This is a genomic window from Pantoea sp. Tr-811 (genome assembly GCF_011752535.1).
GTDB lineage: Bacteria > Pseudomonadota > Gammaproteobacteria > Pseudomonadales > Pseudomonadaceae > Aquipseudomonas.
The window spans coordinates 144,236-169,980 of the sequence record NZ_VWXJ01000003.1 but is presented as its reverse complement, the minus strand read 5'-3'; the positions used below and the strand labels follow the sequence as shown (position 1 = coordinate 169,980).

Sequence of the window (25,745 nt, the reverse complement as noted above, 5' to 3'; positions counted from 1 at the left end):
AGCGTAGCTCGCGATGGGGGCGCAAAGAAATCAGCTGGCACTGGCCCGTAACCGCGCCACGTCGCGCAGCGGTGGCGCGCCGTACAGCCGGCTGTATTCGCGGCTGAACTGCGACGGGCTTTCATACCCCACCCGATACCCTGCCACCGCCGCCTCCAGCCCGTCGTTGAGCATCAGCCGCCGCGCTTCCTGCAGGCGCAGCTGCTTCTGGTACTGCAACGGGCTCATCGATGTCACGGCCTTGAACCGGTGGTGCAGGGTCGAGGTGCTGAGGTTAACCTCCCGGGCCAGGTCCTCGATGCGCAGCGGTTGCTGGAAGTTCTGGTTGAGCCAGGTGATGGCCTGGCACACCCGGTGGGTCTGGCTGTTGGCCAGGGCTATTTCATACAGGCGGTAACCCTGCGGCCCACGCAATAGGCGGTAGAGGATTTCCCGGCGAATCAACGGCGCAAGCATGGCGATGTCGCGCGGGGTGTCCAGCAGGCGCACCAGGCGCAGCAGGGCATCGAGCAACTGCGGGTCGCTGCGCTCCACATACAGGCCACGCCCGGAAGGCAGGTTGGGCACCAGCATCGGCCCGCTCTCGGCAATCAGCTGGCTGACCTCGGCCGGGTCCAGGTCCATGCGGATACCCAGGCTCGGGTTTTCGGGGCTGGCATCGAGCTTGACCTTGCTCAGGGGCAAGGTCACCGACACCACCATGTAATGCAGCGGGTCGTAGGCGTATTGCTCGTCGCCCAGGAACAGGCTCTTGCTGCCCTGGGCCAGGATGCACAGGGCCGGTTGCGCGAACGTCGGCACTGAGCGCACGTTCGCGGTATAGCGCACCAGAAACAGGCCGTCGACGGCCGAACACGGGCCGTGGGGGTCGCCGGCATGCCGGCGGATCAGTTCGGCCAGCTCTTGGCGCTGCAGTTCCAGGGTCGGGTCGATGGGCGGGGCGATGGTCATGATGGCTTTCCTCCAGGCCTGCCCAGCATAGGTTTGGGCAATGACGGGCGCTAGTCGAAAGCTGCACGCCGATTGCCTGATCCTGCCGCGCGGCAGGATCAGGCAATCGGCAAGCAGTATTGGCCTAACGCGCCGCGCGCGCCTGGCCCTAACCTTGGCAGCCTGGTCTATCCGCTTGCCTGCTTCAAGGAGATTGTGCAATGACCCTGAAACAACCGGTCACCCACTTGGCTTTCATCCGTGCCAGCAGCGGCCGTTCGGCAGAGCTTGGCGCACGCCTGCGCGATTTGCTGGAGCCTTCCCTGAGCACTCCCGGCTGCCTGAGTTTCACGGTGCAGCGTTCCCAGGCCGACGCCGACCTGTGGCTGCTCAGCGGCAGCTGGCAAGACCAACAGGCGATGCGTGGCTACTTTGCCTCACCCACCCTTGAGGTGTTCGGTGAGCTGGTGCAGGCGCAGGTTGTCAGCAGCCTCGACCTGCATACCTTCGACTGAAACACGGTTAGAATGCCGCCCCTCGATCAACCTGGCGGATGGCAACATGGCACGCAGAGAATTCCCGCAGTACGAAGCCGTTTCGGCGATGGTCCCGGTAGAAGGCGGTGGCTACAACGCCGCCATCGCGGTCAAGGGCTTGGGCAGCGGCGGCGCCCCGCGTTTTCACAAGGTGCTCGACGGCCAGGTGTTCAAGAGCGCCATGGCGGCCGACGAGGCCGCCTGCGCTGAGCTTTCGCGCCTGCAAGGCGTAGGCGAGGAAGGCGAACTGCTGTGGTGATCAGGCCTGCGGGCGCAGCATCTTGAACAGGTTGCCCAGCTCGAAGTAATCGGCCGGGCCGCCGCCGCGCAGGATCGGTTGGGCGGCGGCGGTGTCGTAGATACCGTCCTTGAGCAGGTGCTCGGCAATGTGCACCGCTACCACTTCCCCGAGAATCAGCCAGCTGGGCACCAGCGCCTGGTCTGCGCGCTTGAGCTGGACGATCTGGCTCACCTTGCACTCGAAGGCCACCGGCGTTTCGCCCACCCTTGGCACCTTGACGATGCTCGACGGCACCGCACTGAGCCCGCTCAGTTCGAACTCGTTCACGTCCGCGGCAACGGCGGCGCAGCTTTGGTTCATTTGCTCGGCCAGCGGGCGGGTGGCCAGGTTCCAGACGAACTCGCCGGTCTGCTCGATGTTGTTCAGGCTGTCTTTACGCCCGACGCTGCAGAAACCGATGATCGGCGGAATGTAGTTGAAGGCGTTGAAGAAGCTGTAGGGCGCCAGGTTCAACTGGCCGTCTGCGCTCTGGGAGGAAATCCAGCCGATGGGGCGCGGGCCGACGATGGCATTGAAGGGGTCGTGGGGCAGGCCGTGGCCTTTGGCGGGTTCGTAGTAGTACATCTGCCTGGCTCTTGGAAACGAAGTGCCTAGTGTGCCAAGCCTTTGCCCGCGTGGAAATGATCAAGCCCGGCCTAGGCCGGGCTGGGTGCACGCATCAGCGCTTAGCTGATGCGGTGGGCGTTGGTACGGTCGAAGCCATCTTCAGCGAAGCGTTGCGCGCCGGTGCGGTCGAAGCCGTCTTCAGCGAAGCGTTGCGCGCCGGTGCGGTCGTAGCCGTCTTCAGCGAAGCGTTGCGCGCCGGTGCGGTCGTAGCCGTCTTCAGCGAAGCGTCGGGCGCCGGTATGGTCGAAACCGTCTTCGGCATAGCCGGCCGCTTGGTTCTGGGTAGTGGTGAAGCAATGGGCGTGGGTGCGGTCGAAGCCATCTTCGGCGAATGCGCCAGCGGCGAACATCGAGAGGGCCAAGGTCAGGATCAGTTTGCTTTTCATGGTCGTTGCTCCGGTGGGTGCGAGAGGTTGTTCGTTGCTATGGGTTTCATCCTACTCCTATCAATTTGATAAAAAAGCGCAAAAAACAACGCTTAAAAATCGAATTAATAGATATGTAGGTGCGCGCTACCCGCGGTCCCGGCCGTTGCCGTTACCGATGCATCACAGGCAGTGAACCCCGTGCGAGCACAATGCTTCGCCAGCCATCGCAGCATGACGGTGGGGCATTAATCGGGCGTTAAGAGCGGAAAACTTCAGTTTGTAACAAGTTGTGAACGCTTTTTTCATCTCTCACCAACCGATTTTTCAGGCGCCGCTCATCACCATCGCCGCACCCCATTCCGGAGCGGCAAACAATGAATAAACTTCCGCAAATCACCCTGGCCTTCTGGGTCATGAAGATCTGCGCCACCACCCTTGGCGAAACGGCCGGTGATCTGCTGTCGATGACCTTGAACGTGGGATACGCGGTCAGCTCGATGGTGCTGATCAGCGTGTTCCTGCTGACCTTGCTCGGCCAACTGTTTTCCCGCCGCTACCACCCGATGCTGTACTGGTTGGTGATTCTTTCCACCAGCACGGCGGGCACCACCATGTCCGACTTCATGGACCGCACCCTGGGCCTGGGCTACGCCTCGGGTTCGGCCATCCTGATCGGTATCCTGTTGCTGACCTTCCTGGTCTGGCGCCTGAGTGGCAACCCACTGGACGTCACCCGTATCAAGACCCGCAGCGGCGAGATCTTCTACTGGGTGGCGATCCTGTTCTCCAACACCCTGGGTACGGCGCTGGGCGACTACCTGGCCGATGACTCTGGCCTCGGTTTTGCCGGTGGCGCGCTGCTGATCGGCAGCACCATCGCCCTGGTGGTGCTGGCCCGTTACTGGACACGCATCCCCGGCGTGGTGCTGTTCTGGGTGGCCTTCGTGCTCACCCGCCCATTCGGCGCCACCCTGGGAGACTTCCTGACCCAACCCCATGAAAAGGGTGGCCTGGACTTCGGCACGGTGGGCTCGTCGGCGGTACTGGGAGGGGTGTTGCTGGTGCTGGTGCTGATGGCCACCTGGTACCAGGAACGAGAACCGCGCGGGGCGCTGGAGATGTCCTGAACCGGCGAAATGTTGCGGCAAATGAAAAGGGCGCCCCGTTGGTCGGGGCGCCCTTTTTTCGTCTGCGGCTCACACTCAGTCAGTGGTGATCCGCGAATGCTGCTTGGTGTCCTTCATGGTGGCGTACACCAGCAACGAGCAGGCGATGCACGCCGTGACGTACCAGTAGAAGCCGCTTTCCATGCCCACGCTCTTGAACCACAGCGCCACGTACTCGGCAGTGCCGCCGAAGATCGACACGGTCAGCGCGTACGGCAGGCCCACGCCCAGGGCGCGAATTTCAGTGGGGAACAGCTCAGCCTTGACCACGGCGTTGATCGAGGTGTAGCCGCTGACGATGATCAGCGCCGCCATGATCAGGAAGAACGCGCCCCACCAGGTCTGGATGGTGTGCAGGGTGCTGAGGATCGGCACGGTGAACAGGGTGCCGAGCACGCCGAAGGCGATCAGGATCGGGCGCCGGCCGATCTTGTCCGACAGGCCGCCAATCACCGGTTGCAGGCACATGAACAGGAATAAGGTGGCAGCCGAGATGGTGGTCGAGTCACTGATGCTCATGCCCACCGTGTTCACCAGGTACTTCTGCATGTAGGTGGTGTAGGTGTAGAAGGCCAAGGTGCCGCCCATGGTCAGGCCGACCACGGTCATCAGTTCCTTGGGGTGGCGCAGCAGGGTGCGCATCAGGCTTTCCTTGGCCTTTTCCTTCTTGGTGAACGAGGCGGTTTCTTCCATGCCGCGGCGCAGGTAGAGGGCAACCACCGCGCACAGCGCACCGATCACGAAGGGAACGCGCCAGCCCCAGGCATACAGCTGCTCGGTGGTCAGGGTTTGCTGCAGGATGATTAGCACGGCCAGGGCAATGAGCTGGCCGGAGATCAGGGTCACGTACTGGAAGCTGGAGAAGAAGCCGCGGCGTTCCTTGCTGGCCATCTCGCTGAGGTAGGTGGCCGAGGTGCCGTACTCGCCACCCACCGACAGGCCCTGCAACAGGCGGGCGATGACCAGCAGGATCGGTGCGGCGACGCCGATGGTTTCATAGCCTGGGGTCAGGGCGATCACCAGGGAGCCGGCGCACATCAGCAGCACCGACGCCATCAGCGCGGCCTTGCGGCCCTTGCGGTCGGCGTACAGGCCCATCAGCCAGCCACCGATCGGGCGCATCAAGAAGCCCACGGCGAAAATCGCGGCGGTATTGAGCAGTTGGGCGGTGGAGTCGCCGGCGGGGAAGAACGCCTTGGCGAAGTACAGCGAGAATGCGGCGTAGACGTACCAGTCGTACCATTCGACCATGTTGCCGATGGAACCGCTGAAGATCGACTTGAGGCGGCTGGCGGTGGTTTTTTCAGCGGCGGGCGCGATGGCCGCCCCGGCTGGCAGGGAGGTGGCGTTATCCATCAGGGATACCTTCTCGTTGTTTTTGTGGAGCGCGCCGAAGCGCAGCTTGCCAAGGCAATTGCAGAAGGTGTGCCAAATGAGTGCGCAGCGATCCAAATGAGGGCGCCCCGCGCCCCTGGCGGGCAAGCCCGCCCCCACAGCGCCTAGCCCCGCGCGCCCTCCCGGTAGGAGCGACCAAAGGTCGCGATGGGCTGCAAAGCAGCCCCCTACGCCCGCTCAATAAGCGAACTACCGCCTATCAACCCACATCAATAAGCGGATTTCCGCCTACCCACGCGCCACGAAGTCTTCACGCAGCAGCCCATGCCGCTGCATCTTCTCGTTCAACGTCCGCCGAGGCACCTGCAATGCCTCCATCACCGCCTTGATCTCCCCCCCATGCTGGCGCAGCGCGGCCCGCAGGCACTGGGCCTCGAAGGCTTCCATCTGCGCGACCAGCGACTGCCCCGCAGGCGCCACTTCGCTATTGGGCGCGCCCAGCCCCAGGGCATGGCGTTCCGCCGCATTGGCCAGCTCACGCACGTTGCCCGGCCAGTCATGGGCCAGCAGTTGCGCCAGTTGCGCACCTGGCAGCGCCGGGACCTGGCGCCCGAGCTTCTCGCCCGCGGCCCGGCTAAAGTGCTCGAACAGCAGGGGGATGTCCTCGCGCCGTTCGCGCAGCGGTGCCAGGCGCAATTCGGCCACATTCAGGCGGTACGCCAGGTCCTCGCGAAAACGCCCGGCGCGGGCTTCTTCGAGCAGGTCGGGCTTGGTTGCCGCGATGATGCGCAAATCCACGCTGATGCTCTGGTTGGCCCCAAGACGCTCCAGCTTCTGTTCCTGGATAACCCGCAGCAGCTTGGCCTGTTGGGCCAGTGGCATGCTTTCGATCTCGTCGAGAAACACCGTGCCGCCGTTGGCGAACTCCAGCTTGCCGATGCGCTTGCCCTGGGCGCCGGTAAAGGCGCCGCTTTCATGGCCAAACAGCTCGGCCTCGAACAGCGCCTCGGGAATTGCCGCGCAGTTGAGGGCGACGAATGGTTTGTCGGCGCGCAGGCCGAAGTCGTGCAGGCAGCGCGCCACGCGCTCCTTGCCACTGCCGGTTTCGCCGCGGATCAGCACGTTGACCGGCAGGCCGGCAAGCTCCAGCACCTGCCGGCGCAACTGTTGCAGGCCCTGGGACATGCCCAGCAGGGTGGCTTCCAGGCGCGACTTGAGGTCGGCCTGCTGATGCAGGCGGCGGTTTTCCAGCACCAGCTGGCGCTTTTCCAGGGCGCGCCGCAGGCTGCCCAGCAGGTGTTGCGGGGTGAAGGGCTTTTCCAGAAAGTCGTAGGCGCCACTGCGCATCGCCTCCACCGCCATGGGCACATCGCCATGGCCGGTCAGCAGGATCACCGGCAGGTCGGGGTCATCGGCCTGCAGGCGTTCGAGCAGTTGCAGGCCACCCATGCCCGGCATGCGCACATCGCTGATGATTACCCCAGGAAAGTGCCGGGGCAGGTGTGCCAGGCATTCCTCGGCGCGGGCGAACAACTGCACGTTGAAGCCGGAAAGGCTCAGCCATTGCTCCACCGCCGTGCGGATACTGGCTTCATCATCGACGACGATCACTGAATTCAACATACAGGCTCCAGGTCGCGGGGCAGGGTCAGGCTCAGGCGGGCGCCGCCGGGGACGTTCTCGGCGTGCAGCTGGCCGCCGGCTTCGTGGATGATGCCATAGGAAATCGCCAGGCCCAGGCCTAGGCCTTCGCCCACCGGCTTGGTGGTGAAGAACGGGTCGAACACCTTGGCAAGGTCGGCTTCGGCTATCCCACCGCCGGAGTCGAGCACGCTCAGGCGCCACTGGGCATGGTCGGGCTCGATACGGATTTCCAGGCGCTTGTAGCGTTTGTCGGCCATGGCGTCGAGGGCGTTGCGCAACAGGTTGATCAATACCTGCTCAAGGCGGATGGCATCGCCACGCACCCAGGCCGGGCGGGCCAGGTACAGGGCCACCTCGACCTGTTCGGCGCGAATGCGCGTGTCGAGCAGGTGCAGGGCCTGGTCGACCACGGTGGCCAGGTCGAGGCGTTCGCGCAGGCCCACCGGGCTGTTGCGGGCGAAGGTTTTCAGGTGGCTGGTCAAGGCGGCCATGCGCGTGAGCATCTGCTCCAGTGGCTCCAGGGCCTTGCGCGCGTCGTCGTGGCGGCCGTGGTCCAGCAGCAGGCGCAGGGTTTCCAGCTGCATGCGCTGGGTGGTCAGTGGCTGGTTGATCTCGTGGGCCATGGCCGCCGACATCTGCCCCAGGGCCGCGAGCTTGGCCGACTGCACCAGGCCTTCCTGGGCGGTGCGCAGCTCGCGGGTACGCTCCTCGACCTGGCGCTTGAGCGCTTCGCGGCTGCGCTGGCGCAGGCGAGCCAGGCGCAGGCGCTGGCTGACGAACAGCGCGGCGAACACCAGGCTCAGCCACACGGCGGCAGCGCCTAGCGCGGCATTGCGCCCGGCGGCGCTGACCTGGGGTTTGCGCAACAGGTGCAGGGTCCAGTTCTCGCCTTCCAGCGGCAGGCTTTCCCACAGGTATTCGGCGCTGCCGTCGGGGCCTTGCACACGGGTCAGGTGGCTGTTGTCGGCAAAGCGGGTGAGCACCTGGTGGGGCAGTGGCACCAGCGGCTGCTTGTCGTACTGACGGGTTTCGGCCAGTTCGGCGCGGTCGGCGCTGCCGAGTGGATGCAGCTCGCGGTAGCGCCAGCCGTCCTGGTTGGCGATGAAGGTTATGCCGCGGGCGTCGCTGACCAGCAGGATGTCGCTGCCCTGGCTCCACTCGCGCTCCAGTTCGGGGAATTCGAGCTTCACCACCATGGCGCCGAGAAAACGCCCGTGCTCGTCATTCACCGCACTGGACAGGAAGTAGCCCGGCACGCCGCTGGTCACGCCTACGGCGTAGAAGCGGCCGCTGCCTTGGCTGCGGGTTTGTTTGAAATAGGGGCGAAAGCCGTAGTTCGAGCCCACGTAGGTGGTCGGCAGCCGCCAGTTGCTGGCGGCCACGGCCAGCCCGGTGCGGTCGAGCAGCTCCAGGGTGGAGGAGTTGGCGGCGCCATTGATACGTTCAAGCTTGAGGTTCAGCGCGTGCTGGGTGGCCTCGTCGATAGGGCCGCGCAGGGCCTGGAGCAGTTCCGGGTCCAGCGCCAGTACGGCAGGCAGGGCGCGGTAGCGGTCGATCAGGGTGTGCAGGGCGTTGGCGTACAGCACCAATTGCTGGCTGGCGCGGCGGGCGTCGTCTTCCATGGCCTGGCGCTTGGCCTGGTGCATGGCCCAGCCGGCGCTGAGCAGGGTGCCGAGCACGATCAGCAGGGTAATCAGCCCCAGACGCAGGGCGCGAAAGGAAAAGGGCATGGGGCGGATCCGGGTGAGGGGATATCAGGCGCGGCCTCTTCGCGGGGCAAGCCCGTTCCTACAGGAATATCACATGGCCGGAGGGGGCGCTGTGACGGTAGGAGCGGGCTTGCCCCGCGAAGAGGCCGGGTTAGGCGACCGACTGCTTACAACAGTTCGAAGCTCTGCTGCTGCACCGCCTCGGAGTCGAGCCCGACCTGCACATTGAACTCGCCAGGCTCGGCCACCCGCTGCAGCTGGCCATTGTAGAACTTCAGGTCATCCTCGCTGATGCGCATGGTCAGGGTGCGCGACTCGCCAGCCTTGAGCATCAGTTTCTCGAAGTGCTTGAGCTCCTTCACCGGGCGGCTCATGGACGCCGACACATCCTGCAGGTACAGCTGCACCACGGTTTCGCCGTCGCGCTTGCCGGTGTTCTTCACCGTGACCTTGGCTTCCAGGGTATCGCCACGCTTGAGGTTCTTGGTCGACAGCTTCAGCCCGGACAACTCAAAGCTGCTGTAGCTCAGGCCGTAGCCGAACGGGTACAGCGGGCCGTTGGGCTCTTCGAAGTACTGCGAGGTGTAGTTGCCAGGCTTGCCCGGGGTGAACGGCCTGCCAATGCGCGTGTGGTTGTAGTACATCGGAATCTGCCCGACCGAACGCGGGAAGGTGATGGCCAGCTTGCCCGACGGGTTGTAGTCGCCGAACAGCACGTCGGCGATGGCGTTGCCGCCTTCGGTACCGGAGAACCAGGTTTCCAGGATGGCATCGGCCTGTTCGCGCTCCCAACCGATCGACAGCGGGCGGCCGTTCATCAGCACCAGCACCAGTGGCTTGCCGGTGGCCTTCAGGGCCTTGATCAGCTCGCGCTGGCTGGCGGGGATTTCCAGGGTGGTGCGGCTCGACGACTCATGGGACATGCCCCGGGACTCGCCGACCACGGCGACCACCACATCCGACTGCTGCGCCGCCTTTACCGCTTCGTCGATCAGCACCGCCGGTGGGCGCGGGTCGTCGACGATTTCCGGGGCATCGAAGTTGAGGAAGTTCAGGTAGTCGACGATCGCCTTGTCACCGGTGACATTCGAGCCCTTGGCATACACAAGCTTGGCCTTGCCTTCGACGGCGCGGCGCAGGCCTTCACGCACGGTAACCGAATGCATCGGCTTACCGTCGGCGGCCCAGCTGCCCATCATGTCGATTGGCGCATCGGCCAGCGGGCCGACCAGGGCGATGGTGCCGGCCTTCTTCAGCGGCAGGGCCTGGTTGCGGTTTTCCAGCAGCACCAGGCTGCGCCGGGCGACGTCGCGGGCAGCTTCACGGTGCAGGCGGTCGTCGCTGTAGTAGTCCTTGAGGTCGGTGTCGGCCTTGCCGATGCGCACGTAGGGGTCTTTGAACAGGCCCATGTCGTACTTGGCGCCAAGCACTTCGCGCACGGCCTGGTTCAGCTCGTGCTGGCTCACTTCGCCGGATTTCAGCAGCCCTGGCAGCTCCTGGCCGTACAGGGTGTCGTTCATGCTCATGTCGATGCCGGCCTTGATCGCCAGCTTGGCCGCCTCGCGGCCATCGCGGGCCACGCCGTGGCGGATTAGCTCCTGGATGGCGCCGTGGTCGCTGATGGTCACGCCCTTGAAGCCCCACTGCTTGCGCAGCAGGTCGTTCATCAGCCAGGTATTGGAGGTGGCCGGCACGCCGTTGATCGAGTTCAACGCCACCATCACGCCGCCGGCACCGGCGTCGAGCGCGGCGCGGTAGGGGGGCAGGTAGTCGTTGTACATCTTCGGCAGGCTCATATCGACCGTGTTGTAGTCGCGCCCGCCTTCCACCGCGCCGTAAAGGGCGAAGTGCTTGACGATGGCCATGATGCTGTCGGGGTTGGCCGGGCTGCTGCCCTGGAACGAGCGGACCATCACCTGGCCGATCTTCGAGGTCAGGTAGGTGTCTTCGCCGAAGCCTTCACTGGTGCGGCCCCAGCGCGGGTCGCGGGCGATGTCGACCATGGGCGCGAAGGTCATGTCCAGGGCATCGGCGGAGGCTTCGATGGCCGAGGTACGGCCGACCTTGGCGATGGCGTCCATGTCCCAGGTGGCGGCCAGGCCCAGGCCGATCGGGAAGATGGTGCGTTCGCCGTGGATGGTGTCGTAGGCGAAGAACATCGGAATCTTCAGGCGGCTGCGCATGGCGGCGTCCTGCATCGGCCGGTTTTCGGGGGCGGTCCGCGAGTTGAAGGTGCCGCCGATGCGCCCGGCGGCGATTTCTTCGCGGATCTTCTCGTGGGTCATTTCCGGGCCGATGCTGATCAGGCGCAGCTGGCCGATTTTTTCGGCTTCAGTCATCTGGCTGATCAGGTTGTCGATGAACGCCTGCTTGTCCTGCAGGGGCGGTGCGAGTGGGGCGGCAAGGGCCGCCTGGCTGGCAAGGCCCATGGCCAGGCCCAGCAAAGACAGTTTCATCATGAATTCCGTTGTCGAGGCCGGTGCCGTATCCACGGTGATACGCGCGCGGCCGAAGTTTTCAGGCGGCTATTGTTGTACGATTCGCATGCTTTTCTTCCAGCGGCCGATTATGCCTGAATATATCGCCAGGGGAGGAAGACCCGTATGCCGGGACCACAACTATAAAAACAGCCAAGAGATCCAAGGCATGACGCCCCTCAATGAATACGAGCAGCGCCGCATCGCCGAGGCCATCGCCCGGGTAGAACAGCGCACCGACGCGCAACTGGTGACCGTGCTGGCGCGGCGCGCCGATGACTACGCCTACCTGCCGCTGTTCTGGGCCGCCGTACTGGCACTGGTTGTGCCGGGCCTGTTGCACGGGCTGGTCGGCTGGCCTGGGGTGCGTGGCCTGCTGGTGGCCAATGTGCTGCTGTTCATCGGCCTGTGCCTGTTGCTGCGCCAGCCGCGCCTGGCTGACTGGCTGATCCCCCGCGCCCTGCGCCGGTGGCGGGCCTCGCGCCTGGCCCGCGAGCAGTTTCGCGAGCAGAACCTGCAGGGCACGGTGGGCTCCACCGGCGTACTGATTTTCGTGGCCGAGGCGGAGCGGCATGTGGAGATCCTGGTTGACCAGGGCATCGCCCGTCATTTGGATGCCGCTACCCGGGCCGCACTGGTTGGCCGATTTGCCGAGCAGGTGCGCCAGGGGCATACCTTGCAGGGTTTCGTCGACTGCATCGAGGCCTGCGGCGAACGGCTGTCCCGGCAGTTGCCACGCACCCATGCACGCAATGAGCTGCCCAACCGCCTGGTGATACTCGACTGAAGCAGATTGCAGGCCGCTCCCACAGGGCATCTGGCGCACGGTAGAATGTGCGATCCGCTATTCGAGGCACCGTTTCGCCATGTCCGCCAGTTCTTCCGCTTCCTCCGCACCGGATGCCCGCACCCGGTTCCTAGACCTGCTCAGCGCTGCCTTGCAGGGCAATACCCTGGTCAAGCTGGTACTGGCGCGCCATGTCGGCGCCGACGCTACCTTGCAGCGCATCATCGCCAAGCCGCTGTTGGTGAAGGGGCAGGCCAGCCTGTCGCTGGTGTACCGCCACCAGACCCGCGACATCACCCGCAACCTGCCGCTGGACCAGGCCCAGGCGCTGGTGGCCGAACTGCTGCCGGACAGCTTTCGCAATGCCCATCTGTTCGACGCCGATGGCGAGGTGCAGCTGACGTTCAGCAAGAAGGGCAAGCCGATGCTTCAGCGCCATGGCGCGCAGGCGCCGCGTGAAGCCGCCGTAAGCGTTGGCCATGACCGTGAGAAGAAGCGCTACCTGGAGCTGTCGCGCCCGTTCCTGCGCGACCTGGGCGTGACCGATGCCCAGGCGGCGCTGATTCCGTCGATGTCGCGCAAGTGGAAGCAGATCAACAAGTTCATCGAAGTGTTCGACCACGCCCTGGCCACTGCGCAGGTGCCTGCCGGCCAGGCGCTGCGGGTGGCCGACTTCGGCTCGGGCAAGGGCTACCTGACCTTCGCCATGCATGACTACCTGCGCAATACCCTGGGCCGCGAGGCGCAGGTGACGGGTGTGGAACTGCGCCAGGACATGGTTGACCTGTGCAATGCCGCGGCCGCGCGCCTTGAGCATGCTGGCCTTGAGTTCCAGTGCGGGGACGTGCGCAGCGTGGTGCCCGAGGCCATCGAGGTGATGATTGCCCTGCATGCCTGCGACATCGCCACCGACTACGCCATTCACACCGGCATCCGCTGCAACGCCGCGATCATCATGTGCTCGCCGTGCTGCCACAAACAGATTCGCCCGCAGCTGCACAGCCCGGGGTTGCTGCAGCCGATGCTGCAATATGGCCTGCACCTGGGGCAACAGGCGGAAATGCTCACCGACAGCCTGCGCGCGCTGTACCTGGAAGCCTGTGGTTACGAAACCAAGGTGTTCGAGTTCATCTCCCTGGAGCACACCAACAAGAACAAGATGATTCTTGCGGTGAAGCGCCGCCAGGCGGGCGACAACGCCGCCCTGCTGGAGAAGATCGCCCAGCTCAAGGCGTTTTACGGGGTGCAGGAGCACTGCCTGGAGACGTTGTTGCAGGCGGATCATCTGATACCGCAGTAGGGTTGCTGGCCCTACCGCGTCTCCTATGGAACAAATCGAAACTATCTGATTTAACAGATAATCCTGTAGGAGCGGGCTTGCCCCGCGAAGCAGGCGCCGCGGTGCATGGCACCGGCTGCGCCGGTGTTCGCGGGGCAAGCCCGCTCCTACAGGGAGTTGCATCGCCCTACGGGATTTGGCATGCCTTGGTTGTAGGCGCTCGCGATGCGCCCGCTGGGCGGCGCTAGCCGATTGCCAGTTCCGCCGCCCCCAACGGGTGCGTGCTGGCGTCGAAGAAGTGCAACGCCGTGCCCGTCAAGTTCCCGAACCGCTCCTGGTAATGCCGTTTCTGGTTGAGCACCGACGCTTCGCCCAGTGGCCGAATCGCAATCGACAGGTGCGCCGGGCGGGCCTGGCGGATAGCTTCCAGCAGGTGCTGGTCGCTGCTGTCCAGGTGCTGGCCGAATAGGCATACGCCCTGGTTTTCCAGTGCCAGTTGGCCCAGGCACCAGGCCAGGTAGTCCGAGTGGCGGATGGCGCGCAGCTTCTCCTCGCTGCGGTCCTCATTGACGAACAGCGGCACCTCGCCGGGGATGTTCACGGCAAAGCCGTGGAGCAGTTCGGCGCTGTCGGCGCTGCGCTGGCGCGTGGTGCCGTCGGGCAGTTTCAGCAGGTGCAGGCCGCCGTGCAGGTGCAGCACGCGGGTGCCCTCGCTGCGGGTGCGGCGAACGTCGAAAAAGCCCTGTTCGTCGAACAGCTCGGCAAAGCCTTGTGGGGCCTGTTGCACGGCCCAGGGCAGGATCAGGTCGTAATTGCTGGTATAGACACTGCGGTAGGCGCGCAAGGCCTGGTTGATCGAGGCCAGGGTGGCCTTGGGCACCCGCGCCCACGGTAGGTGCAGGGTGCGCACGGCGTGGATCAGGCCTTCCTTGATCGAGTAGTAGCGGTTCAGTGGCGCCGTGGAATTGATCGCCAGGGCGGCGTTGGCGCGCACGGTGTGGTTGAGCGTGCTCAGTACCGGTTCGAACAACTCGGTGCCCAGGGACTTGAACAGGGCCTGGTCGCTGATCGCCAGGCCTTTCTTGCGCCCGGCACGCTGGGCTTCCTCGTACAGCGAGAAGTAACCGAACGGTTTCCACAGCGCGCGACTGGCGCCGTTGCCCAGCAGCAGGGCTGTGCAGGGGTGGCGCTGGTTGAGGTCTGACCAAGTGGCGAGGAGGGCGTCGAGAGCTGGCATGCGGGGTCCGTTCGATGATGCAGGGAGCGGCGGGGACTTTAGCATGTCATGCAAGGAGTGCGAGGGTTGCTGTTTCCAGCTGCGCCTTGTGTCGCCTGTACTGGCCTGTGCCTGCAGTCGCGCCGCCATCCTTTGTAGCAGATAACCCAGCCCTACGGGCTGCGCTGTCGCGCAGGGAACCGTGCCAGCAGTCGCGCTGCAGTTCCCTGTGGGAGCGGGCTTGCCCGCGAAGCAGGCGACACGACGCATGGCACCGGCTTCGCCGGTGTTCGCGGGCAAGCCCGCTCCCACAGAATTTGCCGTTAAATCAGATAGTTACGATTTGTTCCATAGAAGCCTACCCGCCCCGCGAACACCGGCGAAGCCGGTGCCACGCACCGCGGTGCCTTAGTGGGAAAGTGCCTTCAGAACATGGTCGGGATCGTTGCGGATTGCTCGGAGCAGCGCTTTGGCTGGCCCGGTGGGTTCTCTGCGCCCCTGTTCCCAGTTTCTTAACGTAGCCACCTGGACATCGATCATTTCGGCAAAGCGTACCTGCGACAAACCTGTTGCTTGGCGAATGCGTCTGACTTGGAGGGCGTCGATTTCAAACAGCTGCGAGGGCGCGCGCTTGCCCTGAACGATCTCGTCCATTTGCTGGACGCTTTCCATTAGCTCTTCAAAGAACGTGTTCATGTGCGCCTCCAGTTTTCAATGATGTGCTTCAGTGCCTTGCGTTGCTCGGAAGACAACTCGGACTGCTCGTTTTTCGGGTAGATGTACAACATGGCGAGTTGTGAGTGTGAGGTGAAGTAGTAGTAAATCACCCGGGCTCCGCCACGTTTTCCACGGCCGCAGGCAGCAACGCGAAGCTTGCGTAGGCCTCCGGTTCCCTCGATCAAGTCACCGGACTCCGGTGCGGCCATCAGCTTGATCTGTAGAAGCCGATAGGCATCGTCCTCAAGGAGTTCCTTCACCCTTCTCGAAAAAATAGGTGTTTCAATGAAAAGCATAGCAGGATGTGCGCCATTGGCGTAGTCGCTGGTCGCACAGCGCTACGGGAAGGAAGATATCCTGGCGCATGAACCTACGCCGGAACGTTAGGCTAGTGGATCGCGCAATGGTTGGGAGCTAGCCCACTTCCGGTTCAGATGTAGTCCGTTTCGCTATTGCGCCCCCGTCGCTCCGCGCTGCCTGTTCCGCCACACCCGATACGCTCGAATCCCGGCCCGCACCGAGCCGAACAGCAATTTGTCTTCCATCTCCCGGGCCATGCCGGAGCGCACCAGCATGCGCAGGAAGGTGCCGCGGGCGCGGGCGATGGCGAAGTGCACGCCCTGGGCGGCCAGGGTGTCGCGGACTTCGCGCAGGGCCGAGATACCGCTGACGTCGATGCTGCTCACCGCCTCGGCATCGAACAGCACAGCCTGGGGCTGGCCCTCGCGCTGCACGGCTTCGAGCAGGCGCTGCTTGAAGTAGTCGGCGTTGAAGAACAGGATCGCATCGTCGAACCGGTACACCACCAGGCCCGGCACCGTGCGCGCCTGCGGGTGCTTGCGAATGTCGACCTGGCCTTCGGTGCCTGGCAGCCAGCCCAGTACCGCGTCGGTCGGTTGGTAAATGCTGTAGAGCAGGCGCAGGATCGCCAGGGTCACGGCGAACACGATGCCCGGCAACACGCCCAGGCCCAGTACGCCCGCGGTGGTCAGCAGGCACAACCAGAACTCGAAGCGGCTCAGGCGCCGGATACGGCCCAGCGAGCGCACATCGATCAGCCCCCAGCCGGCCATCAGCAGCACCGCGCCCAGTGCTGCCTGCGGAATCCATGCCATGGGCGCGGTGAAGAACATCAGGATCAGGGCGATCACCAGCGCGGCGATGATGCCCACCAGTTGGCTCTTGCCGCCGACCATGTCATTGACCGCGGTGCGCGAGTCGGCCCCGCTGATGGCAAAGCCCTGGGAAATACCGGCGGCCAGGTTGCTGACGCCCAAGGCGACGAACTCGTGGTTGGCGTTGATCGCGTAGCCGTGCCGAGCGGCGAAGCTGCGGGCGGTGAGCATGGCGCTGCAGAAGCTAACGGTGGCGATGCCCAGGGCGTCGCGCAACAGGCTTTTGGTTTCCGCAAGGTTGCTCTGCGGCCAGGCCAGGCTCGGCATGCCCGAGGGCACCGGGCCGAGGATGGCGACGCCGAAGCGGTCCAGGCCGAACAGGCCCGCCACCAGGGTGAACAGCGCTACTGTCACCAACGCCGCTGGCAGGCGCGGGTAGCGGTGCGGCAGCCAGATCAGCAGCGCCAGCCCGGCCAGGCCAATGGCCAGGGTCAGCCAGTGGATTTCATTCAGGCGCTGGAAGAAGTTGACCACGCTGAGGACGAAACCATCGCCCTCGATCCTGAACCCCACCACCTTGGACAACTGCCCGGCAATCAGGCTCAGGCCGATGCCGTTGAGGTAACCGATCAGGATCGGCCGCGAAAAGAAGCTGGCAATGAACCCGGCCCGTGCCAGCCCTGCGCCAATCAGCATCACCCCGACCAGCACGGTGACGATCACCGACAGCTCGGCGATGCGCTGCGGGTCGCCCATGGCCAGCGGCGCCACGGCGCCGGCGATCATCGCGCAGGTGGCCGCATCGGGGCCGACCATCAATTGGCGCGAGCTGCCGATCAGGGCGTACACCATCATCGGCAGCACACAGGCATACAGCCCATATTGCGGCGGCAGGCCGACGATCTGGGCATAGGCAATGGCGATGGGAATCTGGATGGCGGCCACCGAAAGCCCAGCCTGCAGGTCGGCGTGGAACCATTCGCGGCGGTACTGCAACAGGTTGGCCAGGCCCGGGAGCCAGCGGGAGAGAAACATGCGTCGTCCTTTCGAAATGCTTCACGAGTCCATTGAGCATATGCGCCACTCGTCGTTGCGCATGCAAGCGGATTCAAGCGGATCGAAGAGGAAATGGCCACCGGCCACATCAATGAAAGGACAGAAACGAAAAAAGGAGCCTTGGCTCCTTTTGACAGCGATGACGTTGCTGGAACGCCATGCGGGGACTGCGAATCTGGAGCGGGTAGAGGGAATCGAACCCTCAACTAAAGCTTGGGAAGCTTTCGTTTTGCCACTAAACTATACCCGCATCTGGTGTACAACTTTTACCAGAGGCTTTTTACCAGAACCCTCCTCGAATTAGAAGCCCCGGTTATAAAAAGAGCCGCAAAAAGCTGTCGGCGCCCATAGCCTGCGGGTGAGGGCTACAGAACGCCGATGCGCTCAGATGGCAACTGCATGCTGGCCCTGCTGCATGAATGAATAAGACGGTTGGCGGGACTCGCGCACGGTGGGCTTGAGGAAATCGAGCATCACGTTGCGGGTGTCTTCGCAGGCGTTCTTGCTTTCCATGTCAAGGAAGTGCCCGGCATCGCGAATCACACTGAAGTGGCTCTTGCCAACGTGCTGGCCAAAATGGCGGGCATCCTCGACCGTGGTGTACTCGTCCCGGTCACCGTTGATGAACAGCACCGGAATGTCGATGTTGCGCGCACCTTTCAGGGCACGTTCCAGGTCATGCTGCAGCACCTGGTTGATGTGGAAGTGCATCTGCGCGTACTCGTGGCTGTCCAGGCTGCTCACGTGGCGGTAGTTGAAGCGCTTGAACAACGACGGCAAGTGCTTGCCGATGGTGTCGTTGACCAGGTTGCCGACCTGGTAGCGATCGCAGGCGGCCAGGTACTTGCAGCCACGCTCCAGGTAGTCGCGCATCGGTTCGTTGATGATCGGTGAGAATGAACTGACCACCGCCTTTTTCACCAGCCGTGGCTGGTGCGCCAGTGCCAGGAGGGTGCAGGCACCGCCCCAGGAGAAGGACATGACGTGGTCGCAGCGGAAGTGCTCGATCAACTCCAGCAGGATATGCGCCTCATCCTCCTTGCTGATCAGCCGTTCCTGGCGGTTGTGTGGCTTGGACTTGCCGGCATAGGGCTGGTCGTACAACACGACGTTGAATTGCGGGTGCAGGTTGCGCACCGTCTGGGCGAACGATGCCGTGGTGGCCAGCGACCCATTGATCAGAATGATCGTTTTTTCGGCCGCATCCGCGCGATAGAACTCCGTGTAAACCCGATACTGACCTTGGACATCAAGTACAGCGATTTCTGGCCTCATGTCATCGACTCCTGGCGCAAAAAGGGTATTCGCGTCACCTAGGGTGCACGTTCTTTATGACAGGTAGGCATTCGCCTGAATTAAACCGGGGGGCCCTGTGTCGATCCTTGGCACGCATGTCGACGATTGTTTTTGGCGGGCAATTCACCGTGCCCCAACGCATCAAGGCATTGGGTGGCCGGCAAAAAGTGTCAGGGTCCACTGACTGTGACTGGTTGGTCACTCATGGACTGACGAAGATGGAGTCAAGCAGCGGGTCGGGAATCGCGCAAGTGCCGTTTGCGCAAATTTGTGACTCGGAGCGCTCAGCGGTCGTATGCCTGTATTACGGCATTCAGACCGAGGCGATTTCTTCCGCCGTCAGGGCCCGGAACTCCCCAGGTAACAGGCAAGGATCGAGCCGGATCGCACCCATGCTTTCGCGGTGCAGGCCGATCACCTTGTTGTCGAAGTGGCCGAACATGCGCTTGACCTGGTGGTAGCGGCCTTCGACGATCGCCAGCCGTGCCTGGCGGGGGCCGAGGATGTCGAGCTGGGCGGGCTGGGTGGTGAGGCCTTCGAAGGCGAAATAGAAGCCTTCGCGGAACTTGGCCACGTAGTGGTCGGCGATGTCGTCTTCGGTGTGCACCAGGTAATGCTTGGGCAGCTTGGTGGCCGGCTGGGTCAGGCGCCGCGACCAATGGCCGTCGTTGGTCAGGACCATCAGCCCGGTGGTGTTGAAGTCCAGGCGCCCGGCGATGTGCAGGCCATCGCGCAGCGCGGCGGGCAACAGGTCGAGCACTGTGCGGTGTTGCGGGTCGTGGGTGGCGCTGACGCAGCCGACGGGCTTGTGCAGCATCAGGTAGCGGGCAGGGCGGCCGGCTTGCAGCAGCTGGTCGTCGACTTCTACCCGGCTGAACTCACGCACCTCGGTGGTTGGCTCGTATGCCACCTCACCGTCCACGCGCACCCGCCGTTGCACCAGCATGAGGCGCACTTGCTGGCGGTTGTAGCAGGGCAGGTTGGCGAGGAAACGGTCGAGACGCATGGCGAAAAGGGGGCAGAAGTGCGGGGGCGCAGTTTAGCGGTTTTCCTTGGGGGGCGGTGCTGGCTTCTTGATCTGATTTAACGGGGAAGCCTGTAGGAGCGGGCTTGACCCGCGAAGCAGGCGACGCGGTGGGTGGCACCGGCTGCGCCGGTGTTCGCGAGGCAAGCCTGCTCCTACAGGGGATTGTGGGCGGCGCCTCGCTCCAGGTCGTCGACTACCGCCGCGCAGCGCGGGCAAAGGCAAGCCTTGTCGCGCAGTTCGGCCGGCAGGGCCTGGAGCACCGCGGGGTCGATGCTGACGCTGAAGCACCAGCACGCCTGGGTGGCGCTGCGCGGGTCAGCCAGGGCGCACTGGTTGAGGGCGCCACAGGCGGGGCAGTGCAGGCTGTCATTCATCGTCGGTTCCGGCAGATTCAGTGCAGACACGGTTGCGCCCGGCCTGCTTGGCACAATACAACGCGCGGTCGGCGCGGCTGAGCAAGGTGTGCAGGGTGTCGCCTTGCTGCAGGGCACTGAGGCCGATGCTGGTGGTCAGGTGCAGCGCTTGCGCTTCGAAGCTGAAGGCCTGCTGCTCGGTGCGGCGGCGGATTTTCTCGGCCACCTCGATGGCCTGCCGGCCCTCGGTTGCGCGCAACAGCACGATGAATTCCTCGCCACCCCAGCGGCACAGTATATCCGACTGGCGCAGGCTGCCTTGCAGCACCTGGGCGAACTGGCGCAGCACTTCGTCGCCTGCCAGGTGGCCGTGGGTGTCGTTGAGGGTCTTGAAGTGGTCGAGGTCGATCAGCAGCGCCACCAGCGCCGTGCGGTCGCGCTGCGCCGCCTGCAGTGCCTGGGCGGCGAGCAGGTCGAAGCTGCGCCGGTTGGGCAGGCCGGTGAGGCTGTCGAGGGTGGCCAGGGCCTCGGTGCTGGCCTGGTGGCGCTTGAGCATGCCGTGCAGCAGCGACAGCACCACCAGGCTGATGGCGGCGCAAATGGCCAGGTTCAGGTACAGCGAGTGGCGAATGCGGTCGAGGGCGCCGGTTTCGCGCTTGTCCACCAGCAGGTACCAGTCCAGCTCGGGCAACTGCCGAACATTGAGAAAGTGGCTGTGGCCCTGGCTGTCGGTGTACTCGTGGCTGCCTTCGCCCGGCACCGGGCTTTGCCCGAGCAGGCCGCCCAGCTCGGTGTTGTCGTGCAATGCCTGGCCCACCCGCAAGCCATGGGGACCACCGTCGGAGCCTGTAAGCAGCACCTTGCCATGGGCGTCGGTGAAGAACACCGAGCGCTGGTAACGCCGCTGGTAGGTGTCGATCAGCTTGACCACCGCATCCACGCTCAGGCCCACCCCGGCAGCGCCGATGAAGCGCTGCTGGTAATCGAGCACCTGGTAGTTGATGAACACGGTCAGGCTGTCATGGTTGGCCATGTCCAGGTCGACGTTGATTTCATACGGCTCCTTCGCGTCACGCAGGCGGAAATACCAGGCGTCGCGCCAGGTGCCGGGTACCACGTGCTTGAGCACGCCCCTGGCCTGGTAATAGGTGAGGCTGCGGTCGGACACGAAGAACGAGGTGAAGGTTGCCTGCTTGCCCATCACCTCGCGCAGGTAGCGGGTAATGCGCCCGGTGTCCTGTTCACCGGCCAGCACCCAGTCGCGCAGGAAGGTGTCCTGGGCCATCATCGAGGCGATCAGCACCGGGCGGATCAGGTCTTTCTGGATTTCCGAATAGACCGTGTCGGAGGTCAATGGCAGCTCGGTGTTGATGATGCCGTCGCGGATCGCGCTGCGCGAGGCGTAATAGCTGATCAACGAGGTGGCGAGAAAGCCGCAGGCCAACAGCAGCAGCAGGGCAAGGATCAGCGAGCGCTGCGAAAACAGGGCGGAGCGTGAAGGCATGATCTTCCCATGATGTGTGCCGAGGCGCACATTCTAGTGATATGGCGGCAAAATGACTGCATGTATTTAAGGGGTATTTCCACCTGTATCAATTTGTTTCACCAAGGGCACTGCACCCTGGGAACGTTGTCTGATTCAATGTCGACGAACGCTTTCGTGTCGACGCTCGCCAGCGCCGCTGTTCGAGCACCCCCAGCGGTCCAGGAGGCCGCCATGTCCTATCGTATTCTGTTGATCGCCCTGCTGGGCCTGATGATGTCCGCCTGCGCTCCTTACTACGAGAGCTCGGGTTATTACCGTTCCGATTACTATTCAACTGGCCCCTATGCCTACCCAGGCTATTACGGCTATGACCGCTATTATGTCGCCCCCCGTACCCACTATTACTACCAGCCGGCACCCCGCTACTACCGGCCGGCGCCTCCCCCGGTCTACCGCCCTTATCCGCAGCCGGGAATGAACCAGTGGCATGGCAACCCGCGTTACGACTACGGCAACCGCCAGCGCAATGACTACGGGCGTGACCGCGAACGGCAGGACTACACCAATGGCAGCCAGCGCTACCAGCATGATCGCTGGCATTCCAATGGCGGCGGCGACAACGACCGCCAGCAGGGCCCAGGCCGTGGCGGTGACCGTAACTGGCAGCGCTGACCGTCAGCCCTGGCCCATGTCTGCCAGTGGGTGACGGCCTTCCCAGGCTTTGCTGAAGTGCGCCTCGACAACCGCCGCTGGCACCTGCGCCACGTCCGGCCAGTGCCAGCGCGGCTGGTTGTCCTTGTCCAGCAGGCGCGCCCGCACGCCTTCGCTGAATTCCGGATGCCGGCAGCAGTTCAGGCTCATGCTGTATTCCATCTGGAATACCTGCGCCAGGGACAGGTGCCGGGCACGGCGAATCTGCTCCCACACCAGGTGCGCCGTCAGCGGGCAGCCTTCATGCAGGCGTTGGCCGGCCTCGGCCAGCACGGGGTCGGCGTGGTGTTTCAAGCCCTCCAGGGCACGCCACGCGGCTGACGCATCGGCCACATCCAGCAACGCGTCTATCGCCTGGCGGCGCGGCAGCCATTGCGCCTCGGGCAATTCGGCCCAGGCGCGGTGTTGTTCAGCCTTGAGCAGGCTGTTCAACTGCAACGCGGTTTGTTCCTGCCAGTTCAGTTGCAGCAACTCCTCGATCAACGCCTCTTGCTGTTGCTCGCCGAAAAAGCGGTCGGCCAGGCCCAGGTCGAGGGCATCGCGGGCATTGATCGGTGACCCGGTCAGCCCCAGGAACAGGCCGAGCTTGCCCGGCAGGCGAGCGAGGAACCAGCTGGCGCCGACATCCGGGTACAGGCCAATGCTGATTTCCGGCATGGCCAGCCGGCTGCTGGGGGTGACGATGCGCACCCCGGCACCTTGCAGCAAACCCATGCCGCCACCCAGCACATGGCCATGGCCCCAGCACAGCAGCGGCTTGGGGTAGGTGTGCAGCAGGTAATCGAGGCGGTACTCGGCGGCGAAAAAGGTGGCAGCCAGGGGCGGCACGCTGGCGGGGTGATCGCGGCAGGCCTGGGCCAGCGCGCGCACATCGCCGCCGGCACAAAAGGCCTTGGCGCCGTTGCCGCGCAGCAGCACGCAGACGATGCCAGGGTCGTGGGCCCAGGCAAGCAGCTGCTCGCCGAGCACCTCGATCATGGGCAGGTTGAGGGCATTGAGCGCCTTGGGTGCGTCCAGGGTGGCAATGCCGATGCGGGCGCCATCGGCGCCGGTGAGTACCTCGCAGTGAATGGCCATGGGTAACCTCGCGCAAGTCATCCCCCAAGTATGGCCCGCCTCGGCGAACATGGCGGTCGTCGGTCGGATCGATTGACAAGGGCCGAGGGCTTACCTAGTGTCGCGCCATTGATTACGGATGGCCCCATGACTGACGACGATCGCATCAAACTCGAACCCAGCTGGAAGGCTGCCCTGCGCGCCGAGTTCGACCAGCCCTACATGCACCAGCTGCGTGAATTCCTGCGCCAGGAGCACGCGGCCGGTAAGGAAATCTACCCGCCAGGGCCGATGATCTTCAACGCGCTCAATTCCACACCGCTGGGCCAGGTGAAAGTGGTGATCCTCGGCCAGGACCCTTACCATGGCCCAGGCCAGGCCCATGGCCTGTGCTTCTCGGTGCAGCCGGGGGTGCCTGCGCCGCCTTCGCTGGTGAACATCTACAAGGAGCTGCAGCGCGACCTGAACATCCCGATCGCCAGCCACGGCTACTTGCAGAGCTGGGCCGAGCAGGGTGTGTTGCTGCTGAACACGACCATGACCGTGGAACGCGCCAACGCTGCGTCCCACGCCAAGAAGGGCTGGGAGTTCTTCACCGACCGGATCATCCAGGTGGTCAGCGAGCAGTGCCCGAACGTGGTGTTCCTGCTGTGGGGCGCCCATGCCCAGAGCAAGCAGAAGCTGATCGATGGCACCAAGCACCTGGTGCTCAAGTCGGTACACCCCTCGCCGCTGTCGGCTTATCGCGGGTTCCTGGGGTGCGGGCATTTCAGCCGGGCTAACGGTTTTCTGGAGCAACGCGGCCTGGCGCCGATCAACTGGGCATTGCCACCCGTGGCCTGAGGCCAGGCCGGGCCTCTAGTTCACCAAGCCGATGCGCGGCGCCTGCTGGCCTCCCACGGCGATACCGCGCTCATCCTGCAACCGGGTGTACTGGGTCAAGGCATCCAGGTCCAGTATGCCGGTGTCTTCCTGCCGTGCCGCGGCTTCGAATACCTTGAAACCGTTACCACCATAGGCAAGGAAACTGTTGGCCACCACGCGGTAGTGGTTCTCGGGGACCACTGGTTGGCCATTGAGCCGCAGGCTGCCTGGCACCACGCGGTTTTGCTCCGGTGCGCCAGGGTCCCACTCATAATAGAAACCGGTGGACACCTGTAGAGGCAGGAAGGTGCCCAGGGACCATTGCTGGTTGAGTAACGCTACGAGCTGCGCCCCCGTCAGGTCCTGAAGCACCAGGGTGTTGGAAAAGGGTTGCACGGCATACAGTTGCTCAAAGGTCAGGAAGCCACCCTTGGGCTGGTGCAGGTCGGCACGCAAGCCACCCGGGTTGGCGAACGCAATCTGTGCGCCCTGTTCGGCAGTCCTTGCCAGTTGGGCGTCGGTGATCAGGTTACCCAAGGTGCTTTCCCCCGCAGCATTGTGTACGCGAGTCAGTGCCGGTACTGCGAGCTGCCCGACCCGTTCGCTCAGCCTGGACTGTGTCCGTTCGCGAAGCTCACTCACCAGCGCGACCAACCCATCGTTGGGCTTCAAGCGCTCCGGGTCCACGATCAGGTTCCTGGTGGAAATCCTTGTGACCTCGTGCGTTCCAGGGGTGACGTCCAGCGTCAACTGTGTAAGAAACTGCCCGTACTCACCTGCCTGGGTCACGGTCAGCTCGCCGACGCTGCACTGGTAGCCCTGGTGGGTATGCCCGCTGACCAGGGCGTCCACGGCACCTTCCAGGCGTTTCGCCACGTCCACGATGCGGCCCTCGAGTTGCTTGCAGTTACGCTGATCGAAGGGCTCTTGCGTGTGCCCGCCCTGGTGAATGACTGCCACGATGGCATTGACCCCCTGGGCTTGGAGTTCGGGGAGCAGGCTGTTGATTGCATCGGCCTCGTCGATGACCTTAAGGCCCGCGAACCCGCTCTTCGTCACCACGGTCGACATTTCCTTGAGCACCGCGCCGACGAAGGCGATTTTCACGCCTTTGGCGTGCGCTATGTGGTAAGCCGGCAGCAGGCGCTTGCCGGTATCCGTGTCGATCAGGTTGGCGGCGATGTACGGAAAGCCACTGCCCGTGTAATCCCCGCGCAGTTTGCAGGCTTTGTCCGGGCGTGGTGATTCGCAGCCGCCGTTTACCTGCCTCAGGAGCTCGACTTTGCCAGCGTCGAATTCATGGTTGCCCGCCGCGCTGGTGATCATGCCCATCTTGTTCAACGCCTCGAGCACCGGTTCATCGGCCCATAGCGAGGAAATGGCAGGGCTGGCGCCTATCAGGTCACCCGCGCCGATGAACAGCAGGTCAGGGTCTTCTGCCCGCAGTTCGTCGAGCAGTGCACCCAGGGCGGCGACTCCGCCGTAGGGGCGGTCGTCCAGTGCATCGCCAGTGTTGCGATAGCGTTGCGGGCTGGCCTCCAGATAGCCATGCAGGTCGTTGATGGCAACCACATTGATACGGGTAGTGGGAAGCGATGCGGCAATCGAGTAGTTTGCGCCCATTGCCAGGCATGCCCACGTGATGGCCATGCATCCAGTACGTCTTGGACTCATTCATTTCTCCGCTCTGAACTTGGCTTTGTTTGCCTG

Annotated in this window: 24 protein-coding genes and 1 tRNA gene; 7 read left to right on the top strand and 18 right to left on the bottom strand. The window is 64.0% G+C overall.

Going from position 1 to position 25,745, the window contains the following annotated elements:
• Positions 1-30: 30 nt before the first annotated feature.
• A complete protein-coding gene (locus F3J44_RS05730) occupies positions 31-951 on the bottom strand; it encodes an AraC family transcriptional regulator (RefSeq protein ID WP_167271104.1) in 921 nt (306 codons plus the stop codon).
• A gap of 200 nt (positions 952-1,151) precedes the next feature.
• On the opposite strand from F3J44_RS05730, the gene F3J44_RS05725 reads away from it, so the two are divergent.
• Together F3J44_RS05725 and F3J44_RS05720 are read left to right on the top strand one after the other, a co-directional pair.
• A complete protein-coding gene (locus F3J44_RS05725; protein WP_167061715.1) occupies positions 1,152-1,445 on the top strand; it encodes a putative quinol monooxygenase in 294 nt (97 codons plus the stop codon).
• Positions 1,446-1,491: 46 nt separating this feature from the next.
• A complete protein-coding gene (locus F3J44_RS05720; protein ID WP_167271102.1) occupies positions 1,492-1,725 on the top strand; it encodes a hypothetical protein in 234 nt (77 codons plus the stop codon).
• Here F3J44_RS05720 and F3J44_RS05715 read toward each other — a convergent pair whose 3' ends face one another.
• Both F3J44_RS05715 and F3J44_RS05710 read right to left on the bottom strand, forming a co-directional pair.
• Entirely contained in the window at positions 1,726-2,331 is a 606-nt protein-coding gene (locus F3J44_RS05715; protein WP_167271100.1) for a flavin reductase family protein, read from the bottom strand.
• A 101-nt stretch (positions 2,332-2,432) separates the two neighbouring features.
• A complete protein-coding gene (locus F3J44_RS05710; protein ID WP_167271098.1) occupies positions 2,433-2,759 on the bottom strand; it encodes a hypothetical protein in 327 nt (108 codons plus the stop codon).
• 356 nt (positions 2,760-3,115) lie between these two features.
• On the opposite strand from F3J44_RS05710, the gene F3J44_RS05705 reads away from it, so the two are divergent.
• Positions 3,116-3,868 (top strand): hypothetical protein, encoded by a 753-nt coding sequence (locus tag F3J44_RS05705; RefSeq protein WP_167271096.1) that lies wholly within the window; start codon positions 3,116-3,118, stop codon positions 3,866-3,868.
• A gap of 75 nt (positions 3,869-3,943) precedes the next feature.
• Here F3J44_RS05705 and F3J44_RS05700 read toward each other — a convergent pair whose 3' ends face one another.
• From F3J44_RS05700 to bglX, 4 genes are all read right to left on the bottom strand, one after another.
• On the bottom strand, positions 3,944-5,263 hold the full coding sequence (locus F3J44_RS05700; protein WP_167271094.1) for an MFS transporter: 1,320 nt from the start codon (positions 5,261-5,263) through the stop codon (positions 3,944-3,946).
• A 267-nt stretch (positions 5,264-5,530) separates the two neighbouring features.
• On the bottom strand, positions 5,531-6,865 hold the full coding sequence (locus F3J44_RS05695) for a sigma-54 dependent transcriptional regulator (RefSeq protein WP_167271092.1): 1,335 nt from the start codon (positions 6,863-6,865) through the stop codon (positions 5,531-5,533).
• Positions 6,859-8,616, bottom strand: a complete 1,758-nt coding sequence (locus F3J44_RS05690) for an ATP-binding protein (protein WP_167271090.1) — start codon at positions 8,614-8,616, stop codon at positions 6,859-6,861. The genes F3J44_RS05695 and F3J44_RS05690 overlap by 7 nt, the downstream gene beginning before the upstream one ends.
• A gap of 146 nt (positions 8,617-8,762) precedes the next feature.
• The gene (gene bglX / locus F3J44_RS05685) at positions 8,763-11,054 is read right to left on the bottom strand and encodes a beta-glucosidase BglX (RefSeq protein WP_167271088.1); all 2,292 of its coding nucleotides are present in this window, start codon (positions 11,052-11,054) and stop codon (positions 8,763-8,765) included.
• Positions 11,055-11,241: 187 nt separating this feature from the next.
• Between bglX and F3J44_RS05680 the strand changes: the two genes are divergently transcribed.
• Positions 11,242-11,859: a TPM domain-containing protein gene (locus F3J44_RS05680; protein WP_167271086.1), complete on the top strand. Its 618-nt coding sequence runs from the start codon at positions 11,242-11,244 to the stop codon at positions 11,857-11,859.
• A 79-nt stretch (positions 11,860-11,938) separates the two neighbouring features.
• Entirely contained in the window at positions 11,939-13,159 is a 1,221-nt protein-coding gene (locus F3J44_RS05675) for an SAM-dependent methyltransferase (protein WP_167271084.1), read from the top strand.
• Positions 13,160-13,382: 223 nt separating this feature from the next.
• Here the strand turns inward: F3J44_RS05675 and F3J44_RS05670 are convergent, their stop codons facing one another.
• The 9 genes from F3J44_RS05670 to F3J44_RS05630 all read right to left on the bottom strand — a co-directional run bounded on the left by F3J44_RS05670 (position 13,383) and on the right by F3J44_RS05630 (position 21,422).
• Positions 13,383-14,375: a DUF4917 family protein gene (locus tag F3J44_RS05670; protein ID WP_167271082.1), complete on the bottom strand. Its 993-nt coding sequence runs from the start codon at positions 14,373-14,375 to the stop codon at positions 13,383-13,385.
• A gap of 387 nt (positions 14,376-14,762) precedes the next feature.
• On the bottom strand, positions 14,763-15,050 hold the full coding sequence (nadS, locus tag F3J44_RS05665) for a NadS family protein (RefSeq protein ID WP_167271080.1): 288 nt from the start codon (positions 15,048-15,050) through the stop codon (positions 14,763-14,765).
• The gene (locus F3J44_RS05660) at positions 15,047-15,367 is read right to left on the bottom strand and encodes a type II toxin-antitoxin system RelE/ParE family toxin (protein ID WP_167061754.1); all 321 of its coding nucleotides are present in this window, start codon (positions 15,365-15,367) and stop codon (positions 15,047-15,049) included. The genes nadS and F3J44_RS05660 overlap by 4 nt, the downstream gene beginning before the upstream one ends.
• Positions 15,368-15,520: 153 nt before the next feature.
• Positions 15,521-17,221 (bottom strand): SulP family inorganic anion transporter, encoded by a 1,701-nt coding sequence (locus F3J44_RS05655; RefSeq protein WP_167271078.1) that lies wholly within the window; start codon positions 17,219-17,221, stop codon positions 15,521-15,523.
• Between the two features lie 197 nt (positions 17,222-17,418).
• Positions 17,419-17,492, bottom strand: a tRNA-Gly gene (locus F3J44_RS05650).
• 134 nt (positions 17,493-17,626) lie between these two features.
• Positions 17,627-18,517, bottom strand: coding sequence for an alpha/beta fold hydrolase (locus F3J44_RS05645; RefSeq protein WP_167271076.1), 891 nt, complete (start codon positions 18,515-18,517; stop codon positions 17,627-17,629).
• 334 nt (positions 18,518-18,851) lie between these two features.
• Positions 18,852-19,544, bottom strand: a complete 693-nt coding sequence (locus tag F3J44_RS05640; protein ID WP_167271074.1) for a pseudouridine synthase — start codon at positions 19,542-19,544, stop codon at positions 18,852-18,854.
• 173 nt (positions 19,545-19,717) lie between these two features.
• Positions 19,718-19,939 carry a cysteine-rich CWC family protein gene (locus F3J44_RS05635; RefSeq protein ID WP_167061766.1) on the bottom strand — a complete coding sequence of 74 codons (222 nt, stop codon included), beginning with the start codon at positions 19,937-19,939 and terminating at the stop codon, positions 19,718-19,720.
• On the bottom strand, positions 19,932-21,422 hold the full coding sequence (locus tag F3J44_RS05630) for a sensor domain-containing diguanylate cyclase (RefSeq protein WP_167271072.1): 1,491 nt from the start codon (positions 21,420-21,422) through the stop codon (positions 19,932-19,934). Before F3J44_RS05630 ends, F3J44_RS05635 begins: the two co-directional genes overlap by 8 nt.
• 213 nt (positions 21,423-21,635) lie before the next feature.
• On the opposite strand from F3J44_RS05630, the gene F3J44_RS05625 reads away from it, so the two are divergent.
• On the top strand, positions 21,636-22,076 hold the full coding sequence (locus F3J44_RS05625) for a hypothetical protein (protein ID WP_167271070.1): 441 nt from the start codon (positions 21,636-21,638) through the stop codon (positions 22,074-22,076).
• A 3-nt stretch (positions 22,077-22,079) separates the two neighbouring features.
• Here the strand turns inward: F3J44_RS05625 and F3J44_RS05620 are convergent, their stop codons facing one another.
• A complete protein-coding gene (locus tag F3J44_RS05620; RefSeq protein ID WP_167271068.1) occupies positions 22,080-23,192 on the bottom strand; it encodes an enoyl-CoA hydratase/isomerase family protein in 1,113 nt (370 codons plus the stop codon).
• Positions 23,193-23,318: 126 nt separating this feature from the next.
• On the opposite strand from F3J44_RS05620, the gene ung reads away from it, so the two are divergent.
• A complete protein-coding gene (gene ung / locus F3J44_RS05615; protein WP_167271066.1) occupies positions 23,319-24,014 on the top strand; it encodes a uracil-DNA glycosylase in 696 nt (231 codons plus the stop codon).
• A gap of 15 nt (positions 24,015-24,029) precedes the next feature.
• Here ung and F3J44_RS05610 read toward each other — a convergent pair whose 3' ends face one another.
• A complete protein-coding gene (locus F3J44_RS05610; protein WP_167271064.1) occupies positions 24,030-25,709 on the bottom strand; it encodes a bifunctional UDP-sugar hydrolase/5'-nucleotidase in 1,680 nt (559 codons plus the stop codon).
• Positions 25,710-25,745: the final 36 nt, after the last annotated feature.